We start from the raw sequence: 17,856 nt of genomic DNA, 5'->3' as shown, positions 1-17,856 counted from the left end.
CATACACAATTCTATTGGGGGATTGTGAAGACTAGAAGGAGTGAGGGTTTTGGCTACAGAGAAAGTATTTCCAATGACACAAGCAGGTAAAGAAAAACTAGTACAAGAGCTTGAATACTTAAAATCAGTTAAACGTAAAGAAGTGGTGGAAAGAATTAAAATTGCCAGAAGCTTTGGTGACCTATCTGAAAACTCCGAGTACGATTCTGCAAAAGAAGAGCAAGCATTTGTAGAGGGCCGGATTACAACATTAGAAAATATGATTCGTAATGCTAAGATTATTGCTGAGAGTGAAATGGCAGGAGATTCAGTTGCCCTAGGGCGTTCTGTTACCTTTATTGAGCTTCCAGATGGCGAAGAAGAAACGTATTCCATCGTCGGCAGTGCAGAGGCTGATCCGTTTGAAGGAAAAATCTCAAACGATTCACCTATTGCGAAAAGTCTTTTAGGGAAAAAAGTGGGCGACCAAGTAACGGTTCAAACTCCAGGCGGAGAAATGAGCGTTCGTATTGTTTCCATTAAATAATTAATAATGGTTTGAAAACCTCTCACCTCGTCAAAACTTTTGACGAGGTGTTTTTTTATGTGGAAAAGACGGGCACTTGGATGGCTTTTTATTTGTATTACAGGACTGGCACTGCTTTTAGTCCGGCTTATGGAAATTCAATTAATGGAAACAGAGACATTTTCAAAGCATAACGTTAATTTACTTGAGGAAAGTGTCAAGCAAAGAACACAAGAGTTAGTGATTGATAATGGCAGAGGAAATTTTCTCGACCGGAATGGAGAAATGCTTACCCATAAAAAGGTTTCCGTCCTTGTTCTGTTTCCTTTTTTAAAAAAAATCGACTGGGATGCTAACAAGGTTTCTGACATTATCGGAATCCCAGAAAGTGTCCTTAAAAATGCTGTAAAAGGTGCGAAAAAGCCGTTTGCCTATGGTGATCCACAGCCCTTGGAGTTAACTGCATCACAAATGGAGCGAGTGAATCAATTAAATATTCCTGGTGTTTTTGCGATAGAAAAGAAGTTTGAGCGTTCTCAAGTACCTGCAGAACAATTAATTGGTTTGACAGGTGAAAATCCAAAAGAAGTGAAAAAGCGTTATCCTACTAAGGAATTATCTGAGAAGACCTTATTGGGTGTTTCTGGGCTGGAGGAGAGCTTTGATGAATTTTTGCTGCCTGAAGGAAAATCTAAGCTTGTATACCATGTCGACGGTTCTGGCGGTCCTTTATTTGGAATCAATGTTAAGTATGTCGATCCTGCCAATCCATTTTATCCTGTTAATGTACGTACCACTATTGATAAAAGTATTCAGCAGAGAGCAGAGGAATTAGTAGACAAGTACCAAATAAAAAAAGGCGGCCTTGTCCTTCTGAATATTGAAGACAATAGCGTACTTGCAATGGTTTCTCGTCCTGTTATTAATAAAAAAGATCCATATAGCGGTGCAGGGATCACCAATAAGATGTTGAAGCAGCAGATTATGGGCTCTGTGTTTAAAACCGTCGTTGCAGCGGCAGCAATTGACCATAACCTCGATAACCCTGCACGTCAATTTGATTGCAGTAAAAAGATAAATGGAAAACCGGAACTAAAATATAATTATGGAATGTTGGATTTTACCAATAGCTTTGCAAGGAGCTGCAACCGAACCTTTGGTGAATTGGCAAAAGAATTACTAAAAAAGGACCCCCATCTATTAGAGGAGTATGCTGACAAATTATCCTTAACGAACACTGTTGGCTGGCAGGGAGATGTCTATCATACCAGTAATTTTAAGCAGCTTCCTGACGAAGATAAGGGCAGAGTCTTTGTATCCGACGAGGCGAGAAAGGATGCTAATATGGCAGCCATGTCCGGGATCGGACAAAATGAGGTCCGTGCTACCCCTTTAGCGGTTGCTAACATGATGGCAACCATAGCTAGAGGAGGAAAAAAGGAAATGGTCAGGGCGGTATCAAAAATTGAGTATAAGAATGGGACAACGATGGTCGATTTTCCAGTTCAAAGCCTACAGGGAGATAGCATCTCTCCTTATACCACCATGCGGCTCCAAAAATTGCTTCGCGAGGTTGTTACAAGCCCCAATGGTACTGGAAGATGGTTTAAGGATTTACCATATGAAGTAGCCGGAAAATCAGGTACAGCTGAAACAGGAAAATATGTGGCGGGTAAGCAGCTTCATAATAAATGGTTTGCCGGGTATTTTCCCTACAAAGATCCAAAATATGCACTTGTTGCTGTAAATTTAGATGTGTATGATTCCGAGGGCGGGGTTAATTTGTTATTTGCTGACATGGTCAAGCTGCTCTATGAAAATGATCATGACGAAAGAAGAAAGTAGGTTTTCCCTTCAAGTTCTCTATAAATCATGTTAGAATATGAAGAGCCTTATTTTATAGGAGGGAAAAATTTTGAGCAAAGATTCCAATTCTCGTTCTGGTTATCGAGCGAAACGAAAAAAAACAAATGTCGTTTTAAATACTTTGATTGTGGTTGTCCTGCTATTAATTATTTTTGTTGCATATAATATATTTTCATCAGGAAATGACAATGCTTCGTCGTCAAAAACGAAAAGTACAAAAACGGAACAAACAAAAACTACAGCTAAAGAAAAAACAACCGATAAAGAAGCAAAAACTGATAAAGAAGCAACAACCGAGGACAACACAAAGGACGACACTGTCTCAAGTGATGACAGTTCTTCTTCAGAGGATCAAACGGCAGCCGAAGAAACAACCACACCTGAACAGCCAGAGGATACACAGGCAGGTGTTACGGATGATGGAAGTTCTTCTACAACTCAAACAGGCGAGCATAAAATGACATTTGAGGGTGAAGATTGGCAGGCGATGTTAGCTGCCATTTCCAAGGCAACAGGTGTTGACCAAAGCAATATGACCGTAAATTGGCTTGGCAGTGATAAGTCTACTACTAATGCAGCCATTGGGACAGTTACTGCTAAAGATACGAAACAGAAATTTAAGGTTTATTTAAAATGGGTGGATGGCCAAGGCTATGTCCCTACAAAGGTTGAACAACAATAAGAAAATAGGATGGTGCGCTCAAGCACCATCCTATTTCTTTTTAAAGTGCACAACAGCTGTAAAATAAGTTTGACCGTTTTCGTTGACATGCATTTGATGTGAAACAGAGTGTACGGCTAACATAATGGCACGATTCTCATCAATTTGTAATTCAATCTTTTTCTGTAAGGTCTGTAAATTAGTGGCTTCGAAAAATTCTACCTTATCCTCAATAAAGTCGAGATGAAAATTCATCAAGTAAATCCCCCTTTCCCTATGTTTCATTTTAGTTATTTTCTTGTTTGTATACAATTGCTTTGTCATTAGTCTAGCAGGTTGTTTTTAAATGGTGATAGAATAGGGTTTGCGGATACGATATCGAAATCAGAGGAAGATTATAATCGTATAAATGCGAAAATAAAAAACAAGTGCCAGCACTAACCCGACACTACATAACTGAATACAATAAAGCAATCACGTTTTACATGTTTTTGTTTTCCAGGTTAATGGCTGGTTCAAAAAAGAAAGAGGTCAATCATGAAGATCGCTATAATTGGAGCAATGGAAGAAGAAGTAACCTTACTACGAGAAAATATCAAGAATCAAACACAAGAAACGGTTGCCGGCTGCGAGTTTACATTTGGTAACATGCATGATTCAGAGGTAATTTTACTTCGTTCGGGAATTGGAAAAGTAAATGCAGCGATGTCGACGACGATCCTGCTTGAAAAATTTAAGCCTGATTGTATCATCAATACCGGTTCAGCAGGTGGCTATAATCCTTCTTTAAACGTAGGGGACGCCGTTATTTCAACAGAAGTTCGTCATCATGATGTCGATGTCACGGCCTTTGGATACGAATATGGCCAGGTACCACAGCTTCCTGCCGCTTTTTTAGCGGATGACAAATTAATTTCTGTGGCTGAATCTGCGGCGAAAGAACTGGAAAATTTTCAAATTGTTAAAGGATTAATCGTAACAGGTGACTCCTTTATGGAAGACCCGGACAGGGTTGAGTTTGTTCGGTCGAAATTTACGGACCTTCAGGCGGTAGAAATGGAAGCTGCGGCCATTGCGCAAGTGGCCCACCGTTTCGGAGTTCCATTTGTGATTATTCGTTCGCTTTCCGACATTGCTGGAAAAGAGTCTGAGATCTCATTCGATCAGTTTATCGACAAAGCAGCAACTAATTCGGCTACTTTGGTTATGAAAATGGTCGCTGCCTTAAAATAGTATTTAGGGGTGGAGCAATGCAGTTTTACAAAAACGTCCATGAATTAATTGGGCATACACCTATGGTTGAAATTACACAATTTTCATTGCCTGAAGGCGTTCGTATTTTTGCAAAGCTTGAATTCATGAACCCTGGGGGAAGTGTCAAGGACCGCCTTGGAATCGAACTTTTACAAGAGGCATTTTCGAGCGGGGAACTGAAGCCTGGCGGTACTGTCATTGAACCCACTGCTGGAAATACCGGAATTGGCCTGGCTCTTGCCGCGATTAATAAAGGCGTGCAGGTTATTTTGTGTGTACCAGAGAAATTTAGTATCGAGAAACAAGAATTAATGAAGGCGTTGGGAGCTAAGGTCGTCCATACCCCCACAGAGCTAGGGATGAAAGGAGCGATTGCGAAAGCGGAGGAGCTTCTAAAAAAAATCCCAGGCGCCTATTACCCGCGGCAATTTGGGAATCCGGCTAACCCTGAAACCTATTACAAAACACTGGGACCTGAAATTTGGGAACAAATGGATGGGTATGTCAATGTTTTTGTGGCTGGAGCAGGTACTGGCGGAACCTTTATGGGGACTGCCCGGTATTTAAAAGATCAGAACCAAGCCGTTAAGACTGTGATCGTGGAACCAGAAGGATCTATATTGAACGGGGGAGAGACCGGACCTCACAAGACAGAGGGAATAGGAATGGAATTTTTACCAGGCTATATGGATCCCGCTTATTTTAATACGATTTATACCGTTTCAGATGATGATTCCTTTCGTCTGGTAAAGGAATTAGCTATGCAGGAGGGACTGCTTTGTGGAAGCTCTTCAGGTGCAGCCTTCTATGCTGCCTTGGAGGAGGCAAGGACTGCAAAAGCAGGGACCAATATCGTCGTTATTTTTCCGGATGGTAGTGAACGTTATTTAAGTAAGAAGATTTTTGAGGGAGGAATATAGCTTGAAACCGAAGACAAGATTAATTCATGGCGGAATCAGTGAAGACCCTGCTACAGGCGCTGTCTCTTTCCCAATCTATCAAGTAAGTACCTATAAGCAGGAAGGGGTTGGAGGCCATAAGGGATTTGAATATTCCCGAACAGGAAATCCAACCAGACACGCCCTAGAAGAGCTAATTAAGGAAATTGAAGGAGGTACAGCAGGTTTTGCTTTTGGATCTGGAATGGCCGCGATTACAGCTGTCTTTATGCTGTTAAACAGTGGGGATCATGTCATCATCACAGACGATGTCTATGGTGGGACGTTCCGTGTGCTGACAAAGGTGTTAAAACGGGTTGGAATTGATTCCACCTTTGTTGATACAAGTAATTTAGACAATATACAGCGTGAAATCCGGCCAAATACAAAAGCGATTTATATTGAAACACCGACGAATCCGCTTTTGAAGATTACCGATATACCAGCTGCGTCAAAGCTTGCAAAAGAGCATCATTTGCTGACCATCGTAGATAATACGTTCTCAACTCCGTATTGGCAAAATCCACTTGAGCTTGGGGCGGATATTGTTCTTCATAGTGCGACAAAGTATATTGGCGGTCACAGTGATGTGGTAGCTGGATTAGCCGTAGTAAACAGCGACAAGCTTGCAGAAGATCTCCATTTCGTGCAGAACTCTACTGGCGGGGTGTTAGGACCACAGGATTCTTGGTTATTAATCCGCGGGATTAAAACATTAGGAATTCGAATGGAAGAAACGGAAGCCAATACAAAGGCGATTGTCGAGTTTTTACAAAACCATCCGAAGGTCAACAAAGTATTCTACCCGGGCCTTGAAACCCATCCGAATCATGAGATTGCTAAAAAACAAGGCCGAGGGTTTGGCGGCATGGTTTCCTTTGATGTTGGCAGCGGGGAAAATGCAGATCAGCTCCTGAGCAGAATCAAGTACTTTACATTGGCAGAAAGCCTTGGAGCAGTCGAGAGCCTTATTTCCGTACCAGCACGTATGACACATGCTTCAATCCCTGCTGAACGAAGAGCCGAACTTGGCATCACCGAAGGCCTAGTACGAATCTCCGTCGGCATCGAGGACGTCGAAGACCTAATCGAAGACCTATCGCAAGCATTAAAATAGTATCAACAAAACCAAAGGTGACAGGCACCATGTGAAATTTTCACATGGTGCCTGTCACCTTTTCTAATATTTACATACTGTTTAGCTGAGATTTCTATGGTAAAGTAGGTTAGTAGATTTTAAGAAAGACAGGTGATAAGTAGTGAAGCAGCAAACGAAGGTGTTGTATGAGAAAATGGTCGATTTTAAACGTTTCGGAACTGTCTTATTGGCTGTTGGAATCTTTTTTTATTTTGGAGTTATCATTCCGGTTGTGACGAAAACCGAATTTACTTTAAATTTGATGGTCCTTGCTTCTACATCATTTATAGCATTGTCCATATTGTTTTTTATCCAGGCGAAGCAATGTCAACTAAAGCTGTTAGAAATAGATGAGAATGAGGATTTATATAATTAAACGGCAGGCGCACCCAATTTTTAATTGGGGCGCCTTTTTGCTTTTCATAAAAGGGCAGTTTGCTTATTTATCAAAAAGTTTGCTAAAAAGGTTTACAAAGTTAGTTAGCGTGGATATAATTACCATATGAAGTTAATTATTCCAAAGGAGGTCGAAGACAATGATGTTATATCCAACTGCAAATACACCCGCGTCAACTGGCGTTGAAGTTAAAACAGCATATTTGAATAACACGCATTCGACCAGATTGGAATGGATTGCTTAGCGCATTTATTTGCGTACTGTGACAATACATATCCATGCCGCAGGGAGAATGACGCCTTGCGGTATTTTTGTGCCTAAATTTCACTTGGCCGCAGGGGGATATCTTTCTGCGGCCTTTTTGTGCCCTTTTTATGAGCTATATGGATATGTTTGGCATAAGGTAAAACTGTGGCCTTAGAGCATTCGGTCTTTAGGCTTGGCTGTTATCAGAAAACTCATTTAAGGAGGTATTGTCCATGACCCTGAATATTCTATTTTTCTCGATTACAATCAAAAAAAAGAGTTATAGCCCGGAAGAAGCGGCTGAACAGGAAATGATTGAAAAACTGTATGAAAAAAACAAAGATCGGCAAATTTCCATGTATCGTTTTATGTAATTTTGCTTGAAAAAGGATGTGAAACAAAATGACGCTAAATATCTTATTTTTAACGATTACCATCTCTAAACGAAAAATCAGCACACAAGAAGCTGCCCATCAAGAGATGGTTGAAAAGCTTTATGAACAAAATAAAGACCGGCAAATCTCAATGTATCGCATGATGTAGTTGCAGCTAAAAATAACGCGAAGAAAGGTGGTTTTTTATATGATGTTTTTTCTAATGCAAGGCCGAGGAGCTAGCTTATGGGGTATGAAAGATACCACCTAGTCAAGAAAAAATAGGAGGTAGAACAAATGCCGCTGCACCCCTTATTTTTATCATTACTATTTAAACTGCTGAAAACAACCAAAAACACGAATTAATCACGAGATAATTTGTTGCCAGTCGGTAACAGCAATATGAGTGTTAACAAAATGTTCAATTTTCCTTAAGATTGGTACTATGAAAATATGGTAAATTCAAATTAGAATATACCGATCTCTAAGGGGTGGAGAAGATGATGTTTATGGTTGTTATGGCTCTCGTTATTACTGGGGCGATTGGATGCGTAATTTCAGCAGAGATTAGTGTAGAATAAAGAAGAAAAATGAGCATTGGCACATATACGGCCAATGCTCATTTTTTATGAATTTATTATTTATTTTCTGTAAGCTTAATAAACTCATCAATATCTGCCAGACATGTGCCTACTGCTTTTTCCCAAAAATCTTTTTGTGTTAAATCCACTTGTAAATGTTTTCGTGCTAACTCCTCTACCTTCATGGAGGCAGTGTCTTTTAACAGGGCAATGTATTTTTCCTCATACCCTTTGCCTTCTTCAAGTGCCTGAGCATAAATACCCAGCGAGAAAAGGTAGCCAAATGTATAGGGAAAGTTATAAAACGGTACATCCGTGATAAAAAAGTGCAGCTTTGAAGCCCAAAATAGTGGGTGATATTCCTCCAACGCATCGCCATAAGCCTCTTTTTGGGCAGCCAACATCAATTCACTGATTCTATCTGCAGCCACAGTACCAAGTTTTCGCTCTTGATAAAAATTAACCTCAAACAAGAAGCGTGCATGGATATTCATGAGCAGAGCAACCGTCCGCTGGATTTTATCATCTAATAGAACCAGTTTTTCTTCTTCGTCCTTAGCATTTTTTACAGCCGCATCTGCAACAATCATTTCGGCAAAGGTCGAGGCTGTTTCTGCCACATTCATGGCATAGTTGCAATTAAGATAGGGAACATCCCGCATTGCATAGGAATGAAATGCATGTCCGAGTTCATGTGCTAGTGTAGAGACATTGGAGGGCGTACCGGAATAGGTCATAAATATCCGTGATTGTTCTTTCACAGGAAAATCAGTACAAAAACCTCCAGGTGCTTTCCCTGGGCGATCCTCCGCTTCAATCCAGCGTTCGAGAAAAGCATTTTCCGTAAAAGCAGCGAGCTTTTCGCCAAACAGGGCAAAGTTCTCTTCAATGAATTTGGCCCCTTCTTGATAAGGTACCTTTGTTTCTGTTTTACCATATGGAGCATCTAAATCAAACCAGGATAACTTCTTTAGCCCTAATAGTTTAGCCTTGCGCTCCAAGTAATCAACGAGCTTTTGTTTAGATTCCGAGATCACTGACCACATCGTTTCCAACGTGACTTTTTCCATCCGGTTAATGCTGAGCGGCTCTTTTAAAACATCTTCCCAGCCTCGTTTTTGATAAACACTTAACCGGAATCCGGCAAGATGATTAAGCGTTTTGGCAAGAATGTCTGCTTGATTTCCCCAGGCTTGCTCCCATTTCCTAAAAATCGCAGCCCGAACTTCGCGGTCGGGGGTTGAGAATTTATTAAAAGCTTGGCCAACGGAAAGTTGTTGTTCCATACCGTTTTCATTAAAAGGGATTTTAATTTTACTTACAATTAAATCGTATAGTTGACCCCAGCTATGATAGCCGTCAACTTCAAGCATGCTGATTATTGCTTCTTCTTCTTTTGAAAGCTTCTCTTTAGCCTTTTCTCGGCTCTCTGTTAATACGAAGCTAAATTCTTTTAACGGCTTCTTAGCAACTAACTGCTCCCAGACAGAATCATCAATCGTCGTTAATTGATAGTCCAGCGAACCTAATGCGGTTTGAAATACAGCCCCCAAACTCGTTACTTTGGCATCAAGAGAATACGCCTTTTTATCTTTTGTGTTTTGTGCTAATAAGCAGCCAATAAACGCTCCTGCCTGAGTTAACTGCTTTGCTGCCTCTTCTAAATTACGTAAGAGCTCCTGCAGGTATTGGCTGTCCTCGACTGAATTAACAGGTGTCCAATTATTTACCTTTTCTTCCAACCTTTTAATACTTTCCTCCGTTTGAACCAAAAATTTTTCTAATTCTTCAGAATCACTTCCTCCTGGAAAAAATACATCAAGATTCCATACTTCTGAATATGTATTGACTGTCATCGTTGTACCTCCTCAATTATGTCCTTTTACATTATAATCATTTATCGAAAAATTCTCTAACTTTCACTTTTATAAAAATGACCGATGCGAGTAAGGTTGAGAACAACTATGCCGGCTGGCAAACGGTTTGTCCCATTTAATACAAATAAATCTAGAAATTTGTGGTCTTGTTTATAGTATAATTTTATCAACATTTATAAAGCTGGAGTTGAAATCAAGTGACCAAGATTTTGCTAGTGGACGATGAATCAAGAATGCTAGACTTACTATCCCTCTATTTAACACCAAAAGGGTATCAATGTATAAAAAAAACCTCCGCAGCGGGGGCCATTCAGTACTTGCACGAAGATAAAGCAGATCTCCTTTTATTAGATGTCATGATGCCAGAAATGAACGGCTGGGATGCCTGTGTAAAAATTAGAAAAGAATATGACATCCCCATCATCATGTTAACGGCGCGCAGTGAGAAAGTAGATATCATAAAAGGGTTAAACATGGGTGCAGATGATTATATTTCTAAGCCATTTGATGAAGATGAATTGATTGCTCGAATTGAGGCTGTTTTAAGAAGGAAACAGGCGTCTGGTGGTTTGGTGTTCTTTAACGAATTAAGCTTAAACGAAGATTCCTTCCAGGTATCCTATAAACAGCAGCCTATTTCGGTCACGCCAAAGGAATTTTCCTTGTTGGCTCTTTTATTAAAAAACAAAAATAAAGTATTTACGCGTGAACATCTCTTAACAACGATTTGGGGCTATGCTGCACTGACTGAGGATCGGACGATCGATTCCCATGTCCGTAATTTACGTGATAAATTACGGAAAGCTGGTTTTCCAGTGGAGGATTATTTGACAACCGTATGGGGAGTGGGGTATAAGTGGATGGATAACGATTTCTAACAAAAAAATATCTCATAGTTTAATATGAATTCTTATTAGGAGGATAATATGAAGCTTAATAGTAAAATTTTTCTTGCTGTTCTTTTAGGAGTAGTGCTAATTACATCAGGCTGCACTAATCAGAGTCAGGAGAAAAAAGTAACGAGTTCGAAAAGTAAAGCGCCTTTTCATATCGTGGAGGCAGGGGACCTGAAGCTAAAAAATATCCGCGGGATTGGCTATCCTGGCAACGACACCGCTCTATATATAGCCGCAAATGATGGTTTAAAACTTTATAAAGATAAAAAATGGTACAAAACAACAACAAATCAACATGACTACATTGGGTTTCAGGCGATTGAAACGGGGTTTATAGCCAGTGGACATCCGCAAAAAGGTTCGGGCTTGAAGGACCCGCTCGGTCTAGTAAGAAGTGTTAATAAGGGGAAAACCCTTCAGAAGCTGGCTTTTTATGACAAAGCAAACTTTCATTTTACGGCGGCTAGTTACACAGGAAATGGACTATATGTAATTGGTGAAGAGCAAAGTGGTCCTGTCAATCTCGGTGTAAACTATTCGACCGATAACGGGAAGACATGGAAGAAAAGTGCTTTTAAAAATTTTTCTGCTGATTCTATGGGGATGATGGCGGTTCATCCGACTAATGGAAATACCATGGCCATGTCAACAAGATCGGGTATCTATTTTTCAACCGATAACGGGAACACCATGAAACTAATCACAGGGCCGTTTATGGTAACAGCATTAACCTTCAGTGACGATTCACTTCTTTTTTCCAGTGTGGAAGATGAGAAAATTCTATTAAAAACGATTTCACCCGTAACAGGTGAACAGGCTAATCTGATTATTCCGTTCCTTGATTATGATAATCCCATTACTTATTTGGCTGTTAATCCTAAAAATACTAACCAGATCGCTTTTACAACATACAAAAATGACCTATATGAATCCACTGATGGCGGGAAAACTTGGAACAATTTGTTGTCGGACGGTAAAAATAAATAAATCCAAACCAAAAGGGCAGGAGGAGAAATCCTGCTCTTTTGGAACAATCCTTTATTATTATTCGCTTTCAAATGGGGTTATCTCTTCTTCCTTTCTTTCTCAGCACGGTAGAACTCATGGAACATTTTCATCAATGCCCGTTTTTCAATCCTCGAGACATAGCTCCTTGATATTCCTAACTCTTTAGCAATCTCACGCTGCGTTTTTTCTTTTTTTAAATCCAGGCCGAAGCGGCCAATAATCACTTCCTTTTCTCTGTCATCAAGTACTTCGATATATTTCTTGATTTTTTCTAACTCCATGTTAAGTTGAATGGTATCTACTACATCTTCTGATTCGGATTTCAGCACGTCAATTAATGAAATTTCATTGCCCTCTTTATCCTGACCAATCGGGTCATGCAGTGAAACATCCTTTTTCGTCTTTTTTAGCGCCCTTAGATGCATTAAAATCTCATTTTCAATACATCTTGCTGCATAGGTTGCAAGTTTTGTTCCTTTCCCCTCTGAATAGCTCTCGATTGCCTTGATTAAACCTATAGTTCCAATCGAAATCAAATCTTCTGAATCCTCGCCGGTATTTTCGAACTTTTTTACAATATGAGCGACAAGTCGTAAATTGTGTTCAATTAACATATTACGTGCGTGTGCATCCCCTTCTGCCATTAACCGTAAATACTTTCTTTCTTCCGCCGCAGAGAGGGGCTGGGGAAAGGCATTATTTTTTACATAAGAAACAAGAAATAAAAATTCCTTCATTAAATATCCGAGAGCTGTTAAGATTCCAGTCATCTACGTCCACCCCCGTGCTTTATTGGACTTTAGCCCACTTATTAATTCCTATGAAAAAAACAAAAAATTGTGTCTGTCCTGTTAATTTTATTTATAAAAAGGTGTGTTTACTTGGTTGTTGATTTCCGCTCCAGGCGCGAGCGGTTCGCGGGCGTAGCGGGGAGCCTCCTCGGCGCTAATGCGCCTGTGGGGTCTCCCCTGCTCCGTACTCCCGCAGGAGTCTGCGCGCCTTCCGCTTCAATCAAGATGTGTTAAATAAATAATCTTAATTCACATTGCCAAAAAATAAAAATGACCCTCTAGCTTGCCGCTAAAAAGGTCACTTTTTTTTGAAGTATTTTTACCATTATACTTTTTTTAGTTTAAAGGAACTTACCATTAGAAATGATAAAATAATCATAATAAACAAGAAGGTTTGTGAAGGGAGGTAGGGGATTGCCAGAAAACTTAAGGTTGCCAGGCAGCCAGCCGCCGTTATGGGTAATCCAGTAAAATAACCGTTACTTTCCGTAACATTAAATCGTGCTAGTCGAAAAGCACCGCAGGCGATGTAAAATACGGTGAAAAATGAACCAGGTCCGCCAAATTCAGATAAAATACCTTGATATAGTAATAGTGCTGGTGCAACTCCAAATGATATAATATCACTCATGGAATCTAATTGTTTGCCTAACTCAGATTCAATATTAAACTTTCTGGCGACCATGCCGTCAAAGCGATCGGCCAGAGCGGCAATGAAAATGAGCAATAAGCTTAAACGTAAATTTCCATGTAAACCAAGCACGATTGCAAATCCGCCCAGTGAAAGGTTTGTTATGGTAATAACATTTGCTGTTTGCGATTTCAGTTTTTTTATTGTGAGATCCAATACATCCAATAAAAACATTCTCCACACCACTCCTTTTTTTGAAAAACAGAAGGGAATATATTTTTAAGCTAGATTATTCTATAATATTTAATTCTACGGGTTTTATGTCATTCCGTAAAGAGTATTTTTACACTATTTGGGGGTATTATCATGTTGCAAGGTTTTTATCGGCTATTAATAGAATTGACCAATGGAAGGTGGTCATCTGGGATTTTAAAAAAGTTTGCCCGTTCGCCGGTCAGTCGTTTTGTTGTCCCATCCTTCGCAAGGATTTATCAATTAAATCTAGAGGAAATGGATAAAGGACTGTCTGATTATCCAACCTTGCATGATCTATTTGTGAGGACGTTAAAAAAAGAGGCCAGGGCAATTGACCAACAGGCTGATTCAGTAGTCAGCCCTGTTGATGCCGTTTTGGAAGATGTAGGGAACATTAAAGAAACCAGTGACATCGTTGTCAAAGGGAAAACCTATTCAATTGGTGAGATGCTCGGTGATCCTGATACCTTGGTCAAGTATCTGAATGGTACATATATGGTTTTATATTTGAGTCCAAGCCACTACCATCGAATCCATAGTCCTGTCAATGGGACTGTTACTAAACAATGGCAGCTTGGCTCAAAATCATACCCAGTTAATAAATGGGGATTAAAATACGGACGGCAAGCCCTATCTAAAAACTATCGAGTCATAACCGAAGTGAAAACAAACGGTGGTCATGTTGCCATCGTGAAGGTTGGAGCAATGTTTGTAAATTCAATTGAGACCACTCATAAAGGCAGTGAGCTGGAAAAAGGCGGGGAAATGGCTTACTTTAGTTTTGGTTCGACAGTGGTCCTTTTATTTGAAAAAGGTACTTTTCAAATGGATGAAACCCTTCATACCCCGCAAGAGCTAAAGGTTGGGGAAAGACTCGGAATGCTAGTAAAGTAATTCAAAACGGCGCTTTACTGGCGCCGTTGTTCGTTTGTAGTTATTTACGCTGTAAAAAAAGAAAAGCCCTCAAAAGGGGCAGGTATCACAATTAAGAAGACTTTTTAATTTTATTGTATAAAGAGCGTCGGTGCATCTCAGATTCAATGAGACCGATAAATTCCGGGCTTAAGTTTAGCTCTCTTGCTTTAAAATATGATTCAATTAATAATTCATCTGACAGGTTCCGCATATCAGAATCCCCTTCCGATTTAGAATAAATGGTTCTATTTTATAAGAACAAAACATAAATTGGTAAGTTCAAATGCTGTAACCTAAATCTACCAAATTAATTCCTTTAGAACAATCGTTCTCGTTATCCACAGTTTCAAGTGGATAACTTGTGATTAATTTGTTTATAAAGTAATAAAATGTAAATTATTCAATGGGTATAATGTTAATAAGGTTATCCACAGAAGGTGGGAATGTTGGAATTTGTCGAAAAGTATTTATATAAATACCTGCAAAAGGCAAATCCTTTAAATTAATCAAAAAGTAATTGTATTTGAATCTCATGTATTGTCGATATATGAAGGATAATAAGATATAAAGTGTTTTTGTTGATTAAATTCGTCCTGTTTCACTTTTTCTTTTGAAACAAGGGGGGAAATTGGTTATGATGGTACAAGAAAAGAAAATGGTGGTCCTACATCCATCATTTTATTTAGAGCTAATGAGGTGTACGCTTAGTGTTGAAACAATTTTTACCGAATGAACATGTGAAAAGCATTCTCGATATTTCACCTGAAGAATTAAAAGCAAGAGGGATTAAAGGGATTATTACGGATTTGGATAATACCTTGGTGGAATGGGACCGTCCTAGTGCCACTCCTCAATTAATAAAATGGTTTGATGAAGTAAAAAAACATCATATCCTGGTAACCATTGTTTCCAATAACAATGAAGAAAGGGTCAAGTTTTTTTCAGACCCGCTAAAGATACCGTTTATTTATAGAGCACGGAAACCTATGGGGCCTGCGTTTCACCGGGCTGTTCAACAAATGGGAATTAAAAAGGAAGAGGCAGTTGTTATAGGAGACCAATTATTAACGGATGTACTGGGTGGAAACCGCAGCGGATTTCATACGATCTTGGTTGTTCCTGTCGCCTCATCCGATGGGTTTTGGACAAAATTCAATCGGTTTGCGGAACGAAGGATTTTAAATTGGTTCCGTAAAAAAGGAATGCTTCAATGGGAGGATTAATCAGTGAGTGATCAAGAATATATCTGTATGGGCTGTGGGATAAAAGTCCAAACTGAAAACCCAAATGAAATGGGTTATGCCCCTTCTTCCGCATTAGAGAAGGAAACAATTATATGCCAAAGATGTTTTCGGTTAAAACACTATAACGAGGTTCAGGATGTTAATTTAACCGATGATGACTTTTTAAAAATATTAAATGAAATAGGCCGGACGGATGCCCTTATTGTCATGATCGTCGATATCTTTGATTTTAACGGAAGCTGGCTTCCAGGATTACACCGGTTCGTAGGTAACAATAAGGTTATACTTGTGGGAAATAAAGTCGATTTATTACCAAAGTCCGTCAAGCATGCCAAGTTAGTTCAGTGGATGAAGCATGAATCAAGAGAATTAGGGCTCAGACCGGAAGAAGTATTTTTAGTCAGTGCCGCAAAAGGATTAAATATTAGGGAAACGGCCGCAGCCATTGATGTTTTACGAAATGGTAAGGATGTCTATGTGGTTGGATGTACGAATGTTGGAAAATCAACTTTTATTAATCGGATTATTAAAGAAGTAACGGGGGAAGAAGATGTCATTACAACCTCTCATTTTCCGGGTACCACATTAGATATTATCAAAATCCCGCTCGATGATGAAAAATCGTTGATTGATTCGCCGGGAATCATCAATCACCATCAAATGGCACATTTTATTAATAAAAAGGATTTAAAAATTATTACGCCTAAGAAGGAAATAAAGCCAAAGGTATTTCAATTAAATGAAGGACAAACATTGTTTTTCGGGGGCTTGGCTCGTTTTGATTATATTTCGGGTGGCCGAAGATCATTTGTCTGTTACGTTTCAAACGAAATAAATATTCACCGGACAAAAATCGAAAATGCGGACAGTCTCTATGAAAAACATGTAGGGGAATTGCTGACACCACCAGGACCGGATGAATTAGAATCATTTCCGGAGTTGGTTAAACAGGAATTTACCGTCAAAGAGGCAAAAACAGATATTGTTTTTTCTGGACTGGGATGGATTACGATTAATGAACCGGGGGCAAAAGTGGCCGCCTATGTGCCAAAAGGCGTCCAAACTTTAATGCGAAGGTCATTAATCTAAAGAGAATATGTAAACAGGGTGGAGAAACAGGTGAAAAAGCTATTTGGAGTTTTGGGGAATCCGATTGGGCATACCATGTCGCCGGCAATGCACAATGATTTGTTTTCGCTTTATAACATGGATGCCATCTATCTTCCTTTTCAAGTAAAGGATGAGGACTTACACGATGCAGTTAACGGATTAAGAGCATTAGGAGCCGTTGGCTTTAATGTCACCATTCCCCACAAGAGTAACATCATCCCTTTCTTGGATGAAGTGGATGAATTAGCCGCTAGTATCGGGGCTGTCAATACCGTAGTTAATCAAGATGGAAAATTGATTGGTTACAACACGGATGGGGAAGGTTTTTTAGAAGGGCTCAATGGTATTGTTTCTGAAGTCAAAGGTAAAAGAATATTAGTGATTGGAGCAGGTGGCGCTGCTAGAGCTATTTACTTTACCTTAGCCAAAGAAAACCCTATTCAAATCGACATCGCTAATCGCACGGTTGAAAAGGCCGTCGGTCTCATTGCGGAATGTCCGTATCCGAATTCCTCAAGGGCGTTTACCATTGAAGAAGCAGGCAAACTTGTAGGTGAATATGATCTATTTATCCAAACAACGATGATCGGAATGTCTCCAAAAATAACGGAACAGCCCTTAAGTCTCAAAAATTTAAGTAAGCAGACTGTTGTTTGTGACATCATCTATAACCCCCTTGAAACAAGGTTTTTACATGAAGCGAGTGAAATAGGGGCAACCGTACAGAACGGTATTGATATGTTTGTCTATCAGGGCGCACTAGCTTTTGAAAAATGGACAGGGATATTTCCAGATATACAAAGAATGAAAGAAAATGTGTTGGGACAACTAGGAGGAAAATAATGTTAACAGGTAAACAAAAAAGATTTTTACGGTCAAAGGCACATCATTTAGATCCGATTTTTCAAGTAGGTAAAGGCGGAGTAAATGAGAATATGATTAAGCAAATAGCAGATGCCTTGGAAGCAAGAGAACTTTTTAAAATAAGTATCCTGCAAAATTGTGAGGTAGACAAAACGGAAGTAGCCGAGCAACTGGCAAACGGCACAGGCGCAGAAATCGTCCAAATTATCGGAAATACGATTGTCTTGTATAAAGAGTCTACAGAAAAGAAAACAATCACTCTTCCATAAAAAAAGGACCTTAAACAAGGAAAAGGATGGCGACTG

At 39.5% G+C, this 17,856-nt stretch carries 21 protein-coding genes; 16 read left to right on the top strand and 5 right to left on the bottom strand.

Features of this window, described 5'->3' with window-relative positions; genetic code table 11:
* Positions 1-49: 49 nt before the first annotated feature.
* The 3 genes from greA (at position 50) to L1999_RS22130 (ending at position 3,053) form a co-directional block, all read left to right on the top strand.
* On the top strand, positions 50-526 hold the full coding sequence (gene greA, locus L1999_RS22140; RefSeq protein WP_215043817.1) for a transcription elongation factor GreA: 477 nt from the start codon (positions 50-52) through the stop codon (positions 524-526).
* Positions 527-583: 57 nt separating this feature from the next.
* Positions 584-2,350, top strand: a complete 1,767-nt coding sequence (locus L1999_RS22135) for a peptidoglycan D,D-transpeptidase FtsI family protein (RefSeq protein ID WP_235740535.1) — start codon at positions 584-586, stop codon at positions 2,348-2,350.
* A 70-nt stretch (positions 2,351-2,420) separates the two neighbouring features.
* Positions 2,421-3,053, top strand: coding sequence for a YrrS family protein (locus L1999_RS22130; protein WP_235740534.1), 633 nt, complete (start codon positions 2,421-2,423; stop codon positions 3,051-3,053).
* Between the two features lie 30 nt (positions 3,054-3,083).
* Here the strand turns inward: L1999_RS22130 and L1999_RS22125 are convergent, their stop codons facing one another.
* Positions 3,084-3,287 (bottom strand): DUF2536 family protein, encoded by a 204-nt coding sequence (locus L1999_RS22125; RefSeq protein WP_235740533.1) that lies wholly within the window; start codon positions 3,285-3,287, stop codon positions 3,084-3,086.
* 282 nt (positions 3,288-3,569) lie between these two features.
* Here L1999_RS22125 and mtnN point away from each other — a divergent pair, with 282 nt between their 5' ends.
* The 6 genes from mtnN (at position 3,570) to L1999_RS22095 (ending at position 7,548) form a co-directional block, all read left to right on the top strand.
* Positions 3,570-4,265, top strand: a complete 696-nt coding sequence (gene mtnN, locus L1999_RS22120; protein ID WP_235740532.1) for a 5'-methylthioadenosine/S-adenosylhomocysteine nucleosidase — start codon at positions 3,570-3,572, stop codon at positions 4,263-4,265.
* Between the two features lie 17 nt (positions 4,266-4,282).
* On the top strand, positions 4,283-5,206 hold the full coding sequence (locus L1999_RS22115; RefSeq protein WP_235740531.1) for a PLP-dependent cysteine synthase family protein: 924 nt from the start codon (positions 4,283-4,285) through the stop codon (positions 5,204-5,206).
* Position 5,207: 1 nt separating this feature from the next.
* Positions 5,208-6,341, top strand: coding sequence for a bifunctional cystathionine gamma-lyase/homocysteine desulfhydrase (locus L1999_RS22110; RefSeq protein WP_235740530.1), 1,134 nt, complete (start codon positions 5,208-5,210; stop codon positions 6,339-6,341).
* Between the two features lie 142 nt (positions 6,342-6,483).
* Positions 6,484-6,738: a YrhC family protein gene (locus L1999_RS22105; protein WP_235740529.1), complete on the top strand. Its 255-nt coding sequence runs from the start codon at positions 6,484-6,486 to the stop codon at positions 6,736-6,738.
* A 500-nt stretch (positions 6,739-7,238) separates the two neighbouring features.
* Positions 7,239-7,379 (top strand): YrzI family small protein, encoded by a 141-nt coding sequence (locus tag L1999_RS22100; RefSeq protein ID WP_235740528.1) that lies wholly within the window; start codon positions 7,239-7,241, stop codon positions 7,377-7,379.
* Between the two features lie 28 nt (positions 7,380-7,407).
* The gene (locus L1999_RS22095; protein ID WP_215043800.1) at positions 7,408-7,548 is read left to right on the top strand and encodes a YrzI family small protein; all 141 of its coding nucleotides are present in this window, start codon (positions 7,408-7,410) and stop codon (positions 7,546-7,548) included.
* Positions 7,549-8,016: 468 nt separating this feature from the next.
* Here L1999_RS22095 and L1999_RS22090 read toward each other — a convergent pair whose 3' ends face one another.
* A complete protein-coding gene (locus L1999_RS22090) occupies positions 8,017-9,816 on the bottom strand; it encodes a M3 family oligoendopeptidase (RefSeq protein ID WP_235740527.1) in 1,800 nt (599 codons plus the stop codon).
* Positions 9,817-10,034: 218 nt separating this feature from the next.
* On the opposite strand from L1999_RS22090, the gene L1999_RS22085 reads away from it, so the two are divergent.
* Both L1999_RS22085 and L1999_RS22080 read left to right on the top strand, forming a co-directional pair.
* Positions 10,035-10,715, top strand: coding sequence for a response regulator transcription factor (locus L1999_RS22085; RefSeq protein ID WP_235740526.1), 681 nt, complete (start codon positions 10,035-10,037; stop codon positions 10,713-10,715).
* A gap of 48 nt (positions 10,716-10,763) precedes the next feature.
* Entirely contained in the window at positions 10,764-11,720 is a 957-nt protein-coding gene (locus L1999_RS22080) for a F510_1955 family glycosylhydrolase (RefSeq protein ID WP_235740525.1), read from the top strand.
* A 77-nt stretch (positions 11,721-11,797) separates the two neighbouring features.
* Here L1999_RS22080 and sigK read toward each other — a convergent pair whose 3' ends face one another.
* Both sigK and pssA read right to left on the bottom strand, forming a co-directional pair.
* Entirely contained in the window at positions 11,798-12,511 is a 714-nt protein-coding gene (gene sigK, locus L1999_RS22075; RefSeq protein ID WP_101651908.1) for an RNA polymerase sporulation sigma factor SigK, read from the bottom strand.
* A gap of 346 nt (positions 12,512-12,857) precedes the next feature.
* Entirely contained in the window at positions 12,858-13,397 is a 540-nt protein-coding gene (gene pssA, locus L1999_RS22070; protein WP_215043789.1) for a CDP-diacylglycerol--serine O-phosphatidyltransferase, read from the bottom strand.
* A 132-nt stretch (positions 13,398-13,529) separates the two neighbouring features.
* On the opposite strand from pssA, the gene L1999_RS22065 reads away from it, so the two are divergent.
* Entirely contained in the window at positions 13,530-14,312 is a 783-nt protein-coding gene (locus L1999_RS22065) for a phosphatidylserine decarboxylase (protein WP_235740524.1), read from the top strand.
* 91 nt (positions 14,313-14,403) lie between these two features.
* On the opposite strand, the gene L1999_RS22060 is transcribed toward L1999_RS22065, so the two are convergent.
* Positions 14,404-14,544, bottom strand: coding sequence for a sporulation histidine kinase inhibitor Sda (locus L1999_RS22060; RefSeq protein ID WP_215043785.1), 141 nt, complete (start codon positions 14,542-14,544; stop codon positions 14,404-14,406).
* A 496-nt stretch (positions 14,545-15,040) separates the two neighbouring features.
* Here L1999_RS22060 and L1999_RS22055 point away from each other — a divergent pair, with 496 nt between their 5' ends.
* Genes L1999_RS22055 through yhbY form a run of 4 tightly spaced genes read left to right on the top strand, consistent with a single transcriptional unit; the run spans position 15,041 to position 17,820 of the window.
* Positions 15,041-15,556, top strand: coding sequence for a YqeG family HAD IIIA-type phosphatase (locus L1999_RS22055; RefSeq protein WP_215043783.1), 516 nt, complete (start codon positions 15,041-15,043; stop codon positions 15,554-15,556).
* A gap of 3 nt (positions 15,557-15,559) precedes the next feature.
* Positions 15,560-16,666 (top strand): ribosome biogenesis GTPase YqeH, encoded by a 1,107-nt coding sequence (gene yqeH, locus L1999_RS22050; protein WP_235740523.1) that lies wholly within the window; start codon positions 15,560-15,562, stop codon positions 16,664-16,666.
* 30 nt (positions 16,667-16,696) lie between these two features.
* Positions 16,697-17,530, top strand: coding sequence for a shikimate dehydrogenase (aroE, locus tag L1999_RS22045; protein WP_235740522.1), 834 nt, complete (start codon positions 16,697-16,699; stop codon positions 17,528-17,530).
* Positions 17,530-17,820: a ribosome assembly RNA-binding protein YhbY gene (gene yhbY / locus L1999_RS22040; protein WP_235740521.1), complete on the top strand. Its 291-nt coding sequence runs from the start codon at positions 17,530-17,532 to the stop codon at positions 17,818-17,820. Before aroE ends, yhbY begins: the two co-directional genes overlap by 1 nt.
* The last annotated feature ends 36 nt before the right edge of the window (positions 17,821-17,856 follow it).

Source organism: Neobacillus drentensis, from assembly GCF_021560175.1.
Lineage (GTDB): Bacteria > Bacillota > Bacilli > Bacillales > Cytobacillaceae > Neobacillus > Neobacillus drentensis_A.
Note: the sequence above shows the minus strand (reverse complement) of the source record. Positions and strands in the feature narration are given on the sequence as shown.

What these genes read in the sequence shown, in the direction of transcription:
- L1999_RS22135 (WP_235740535.1), top strand. Translation starts at nt 584, where the DNA reads ATGTGGAAAAGACGGGCACTTGGATGGCTTTTTATTTGTATTACAGGA.
- L1999_RS22125 (WP_235740533.1), bottom strand. Translation starts at nt 3,287, where the DNA reads ATGAATTTTCATCTCGACTTTATTGAGGATAAGGTAGAATTTTTCGAA.
- mtnN (WP_235740532.1), top strand. Translation starts at nt 3,570, where the DNA reads ATGAAGATCGCTATAATTGGAGCAATGGAAGAAGAAGTAACCTTACTA.
- L1999_RS22115 (WP_235740531.1), top strand. Translation starts at nt 4,283, where the DNA reads ATGCAGTTTTACAAAAACGTCCATGAATTAATTGGGCATACACCTATG.
- L1999_RS22100 (WP_235740528.1), top strand. Translation starts at nt 7,239, where the DNA reads ATGACCCTGAATATTCTATTTTTCTCGATTACAATCAAAAAAAAGAGT.
- L1999_RS22095 (WP_215043800.1), top strand. Translation starts at nt 7,408, where the DNA reads ATGACGCTAAATATCTTATTTTTAACGATTACCATCTCTAAACGAAAA.
- L1999_RS22090 (WP_235740527.1), bottom strand. Translation starts at nt 9,816, where the DNA reads ATGACAGTCAATACATATTCAGAAGTATGGAATCTTGATGTATTTTTT.
- L1999_RS22080 (WP_235740525.1), top strand. Translation starts at nt 10,764, where the DNA reads ATGAAGCTTAATAGTAAAATTTTTCTTGCTGTTCTTTTAGGAGTAGTG.
- sigK (WP_101651908.1), bottom strand. Translation starts at nt 12,511, where the DNA reads ATGACTGGAATCTTAACAGCTCTCGGATATTTAATGAAGGAATTTTTA.
- pssA (WP_215043789.1), bottom strand. Translation starts at nt 13,397, where the DNA reads ATGTTTTTATTGGATGTATTGGATCTCACAATAAAAAAACTGAAATCG.
- L1999_RS22065 (WP_235740524.1), top strand. Translation starts at nt 13,530, where the DNA reads ATGTTGCAAGGTTTTTATCGGCTATTAATAGAATTGACCAATGGAAGG.
- L1999_RS22060 (WP_215043785.1), bottom strand. Translation starts at nt 14,544, where the DNA reads ATGCGGAACCTGTCAGATGAATTATTAATTGAATCATATTTTAAAGCA.
- yhbY (WP_235740521.1), top strand. Translation starts at nt 17,530, where the DNA reads ATGTTAACAGGTAAACAAAAAAGATTTTTACGGTCAAAGGCACATCAT.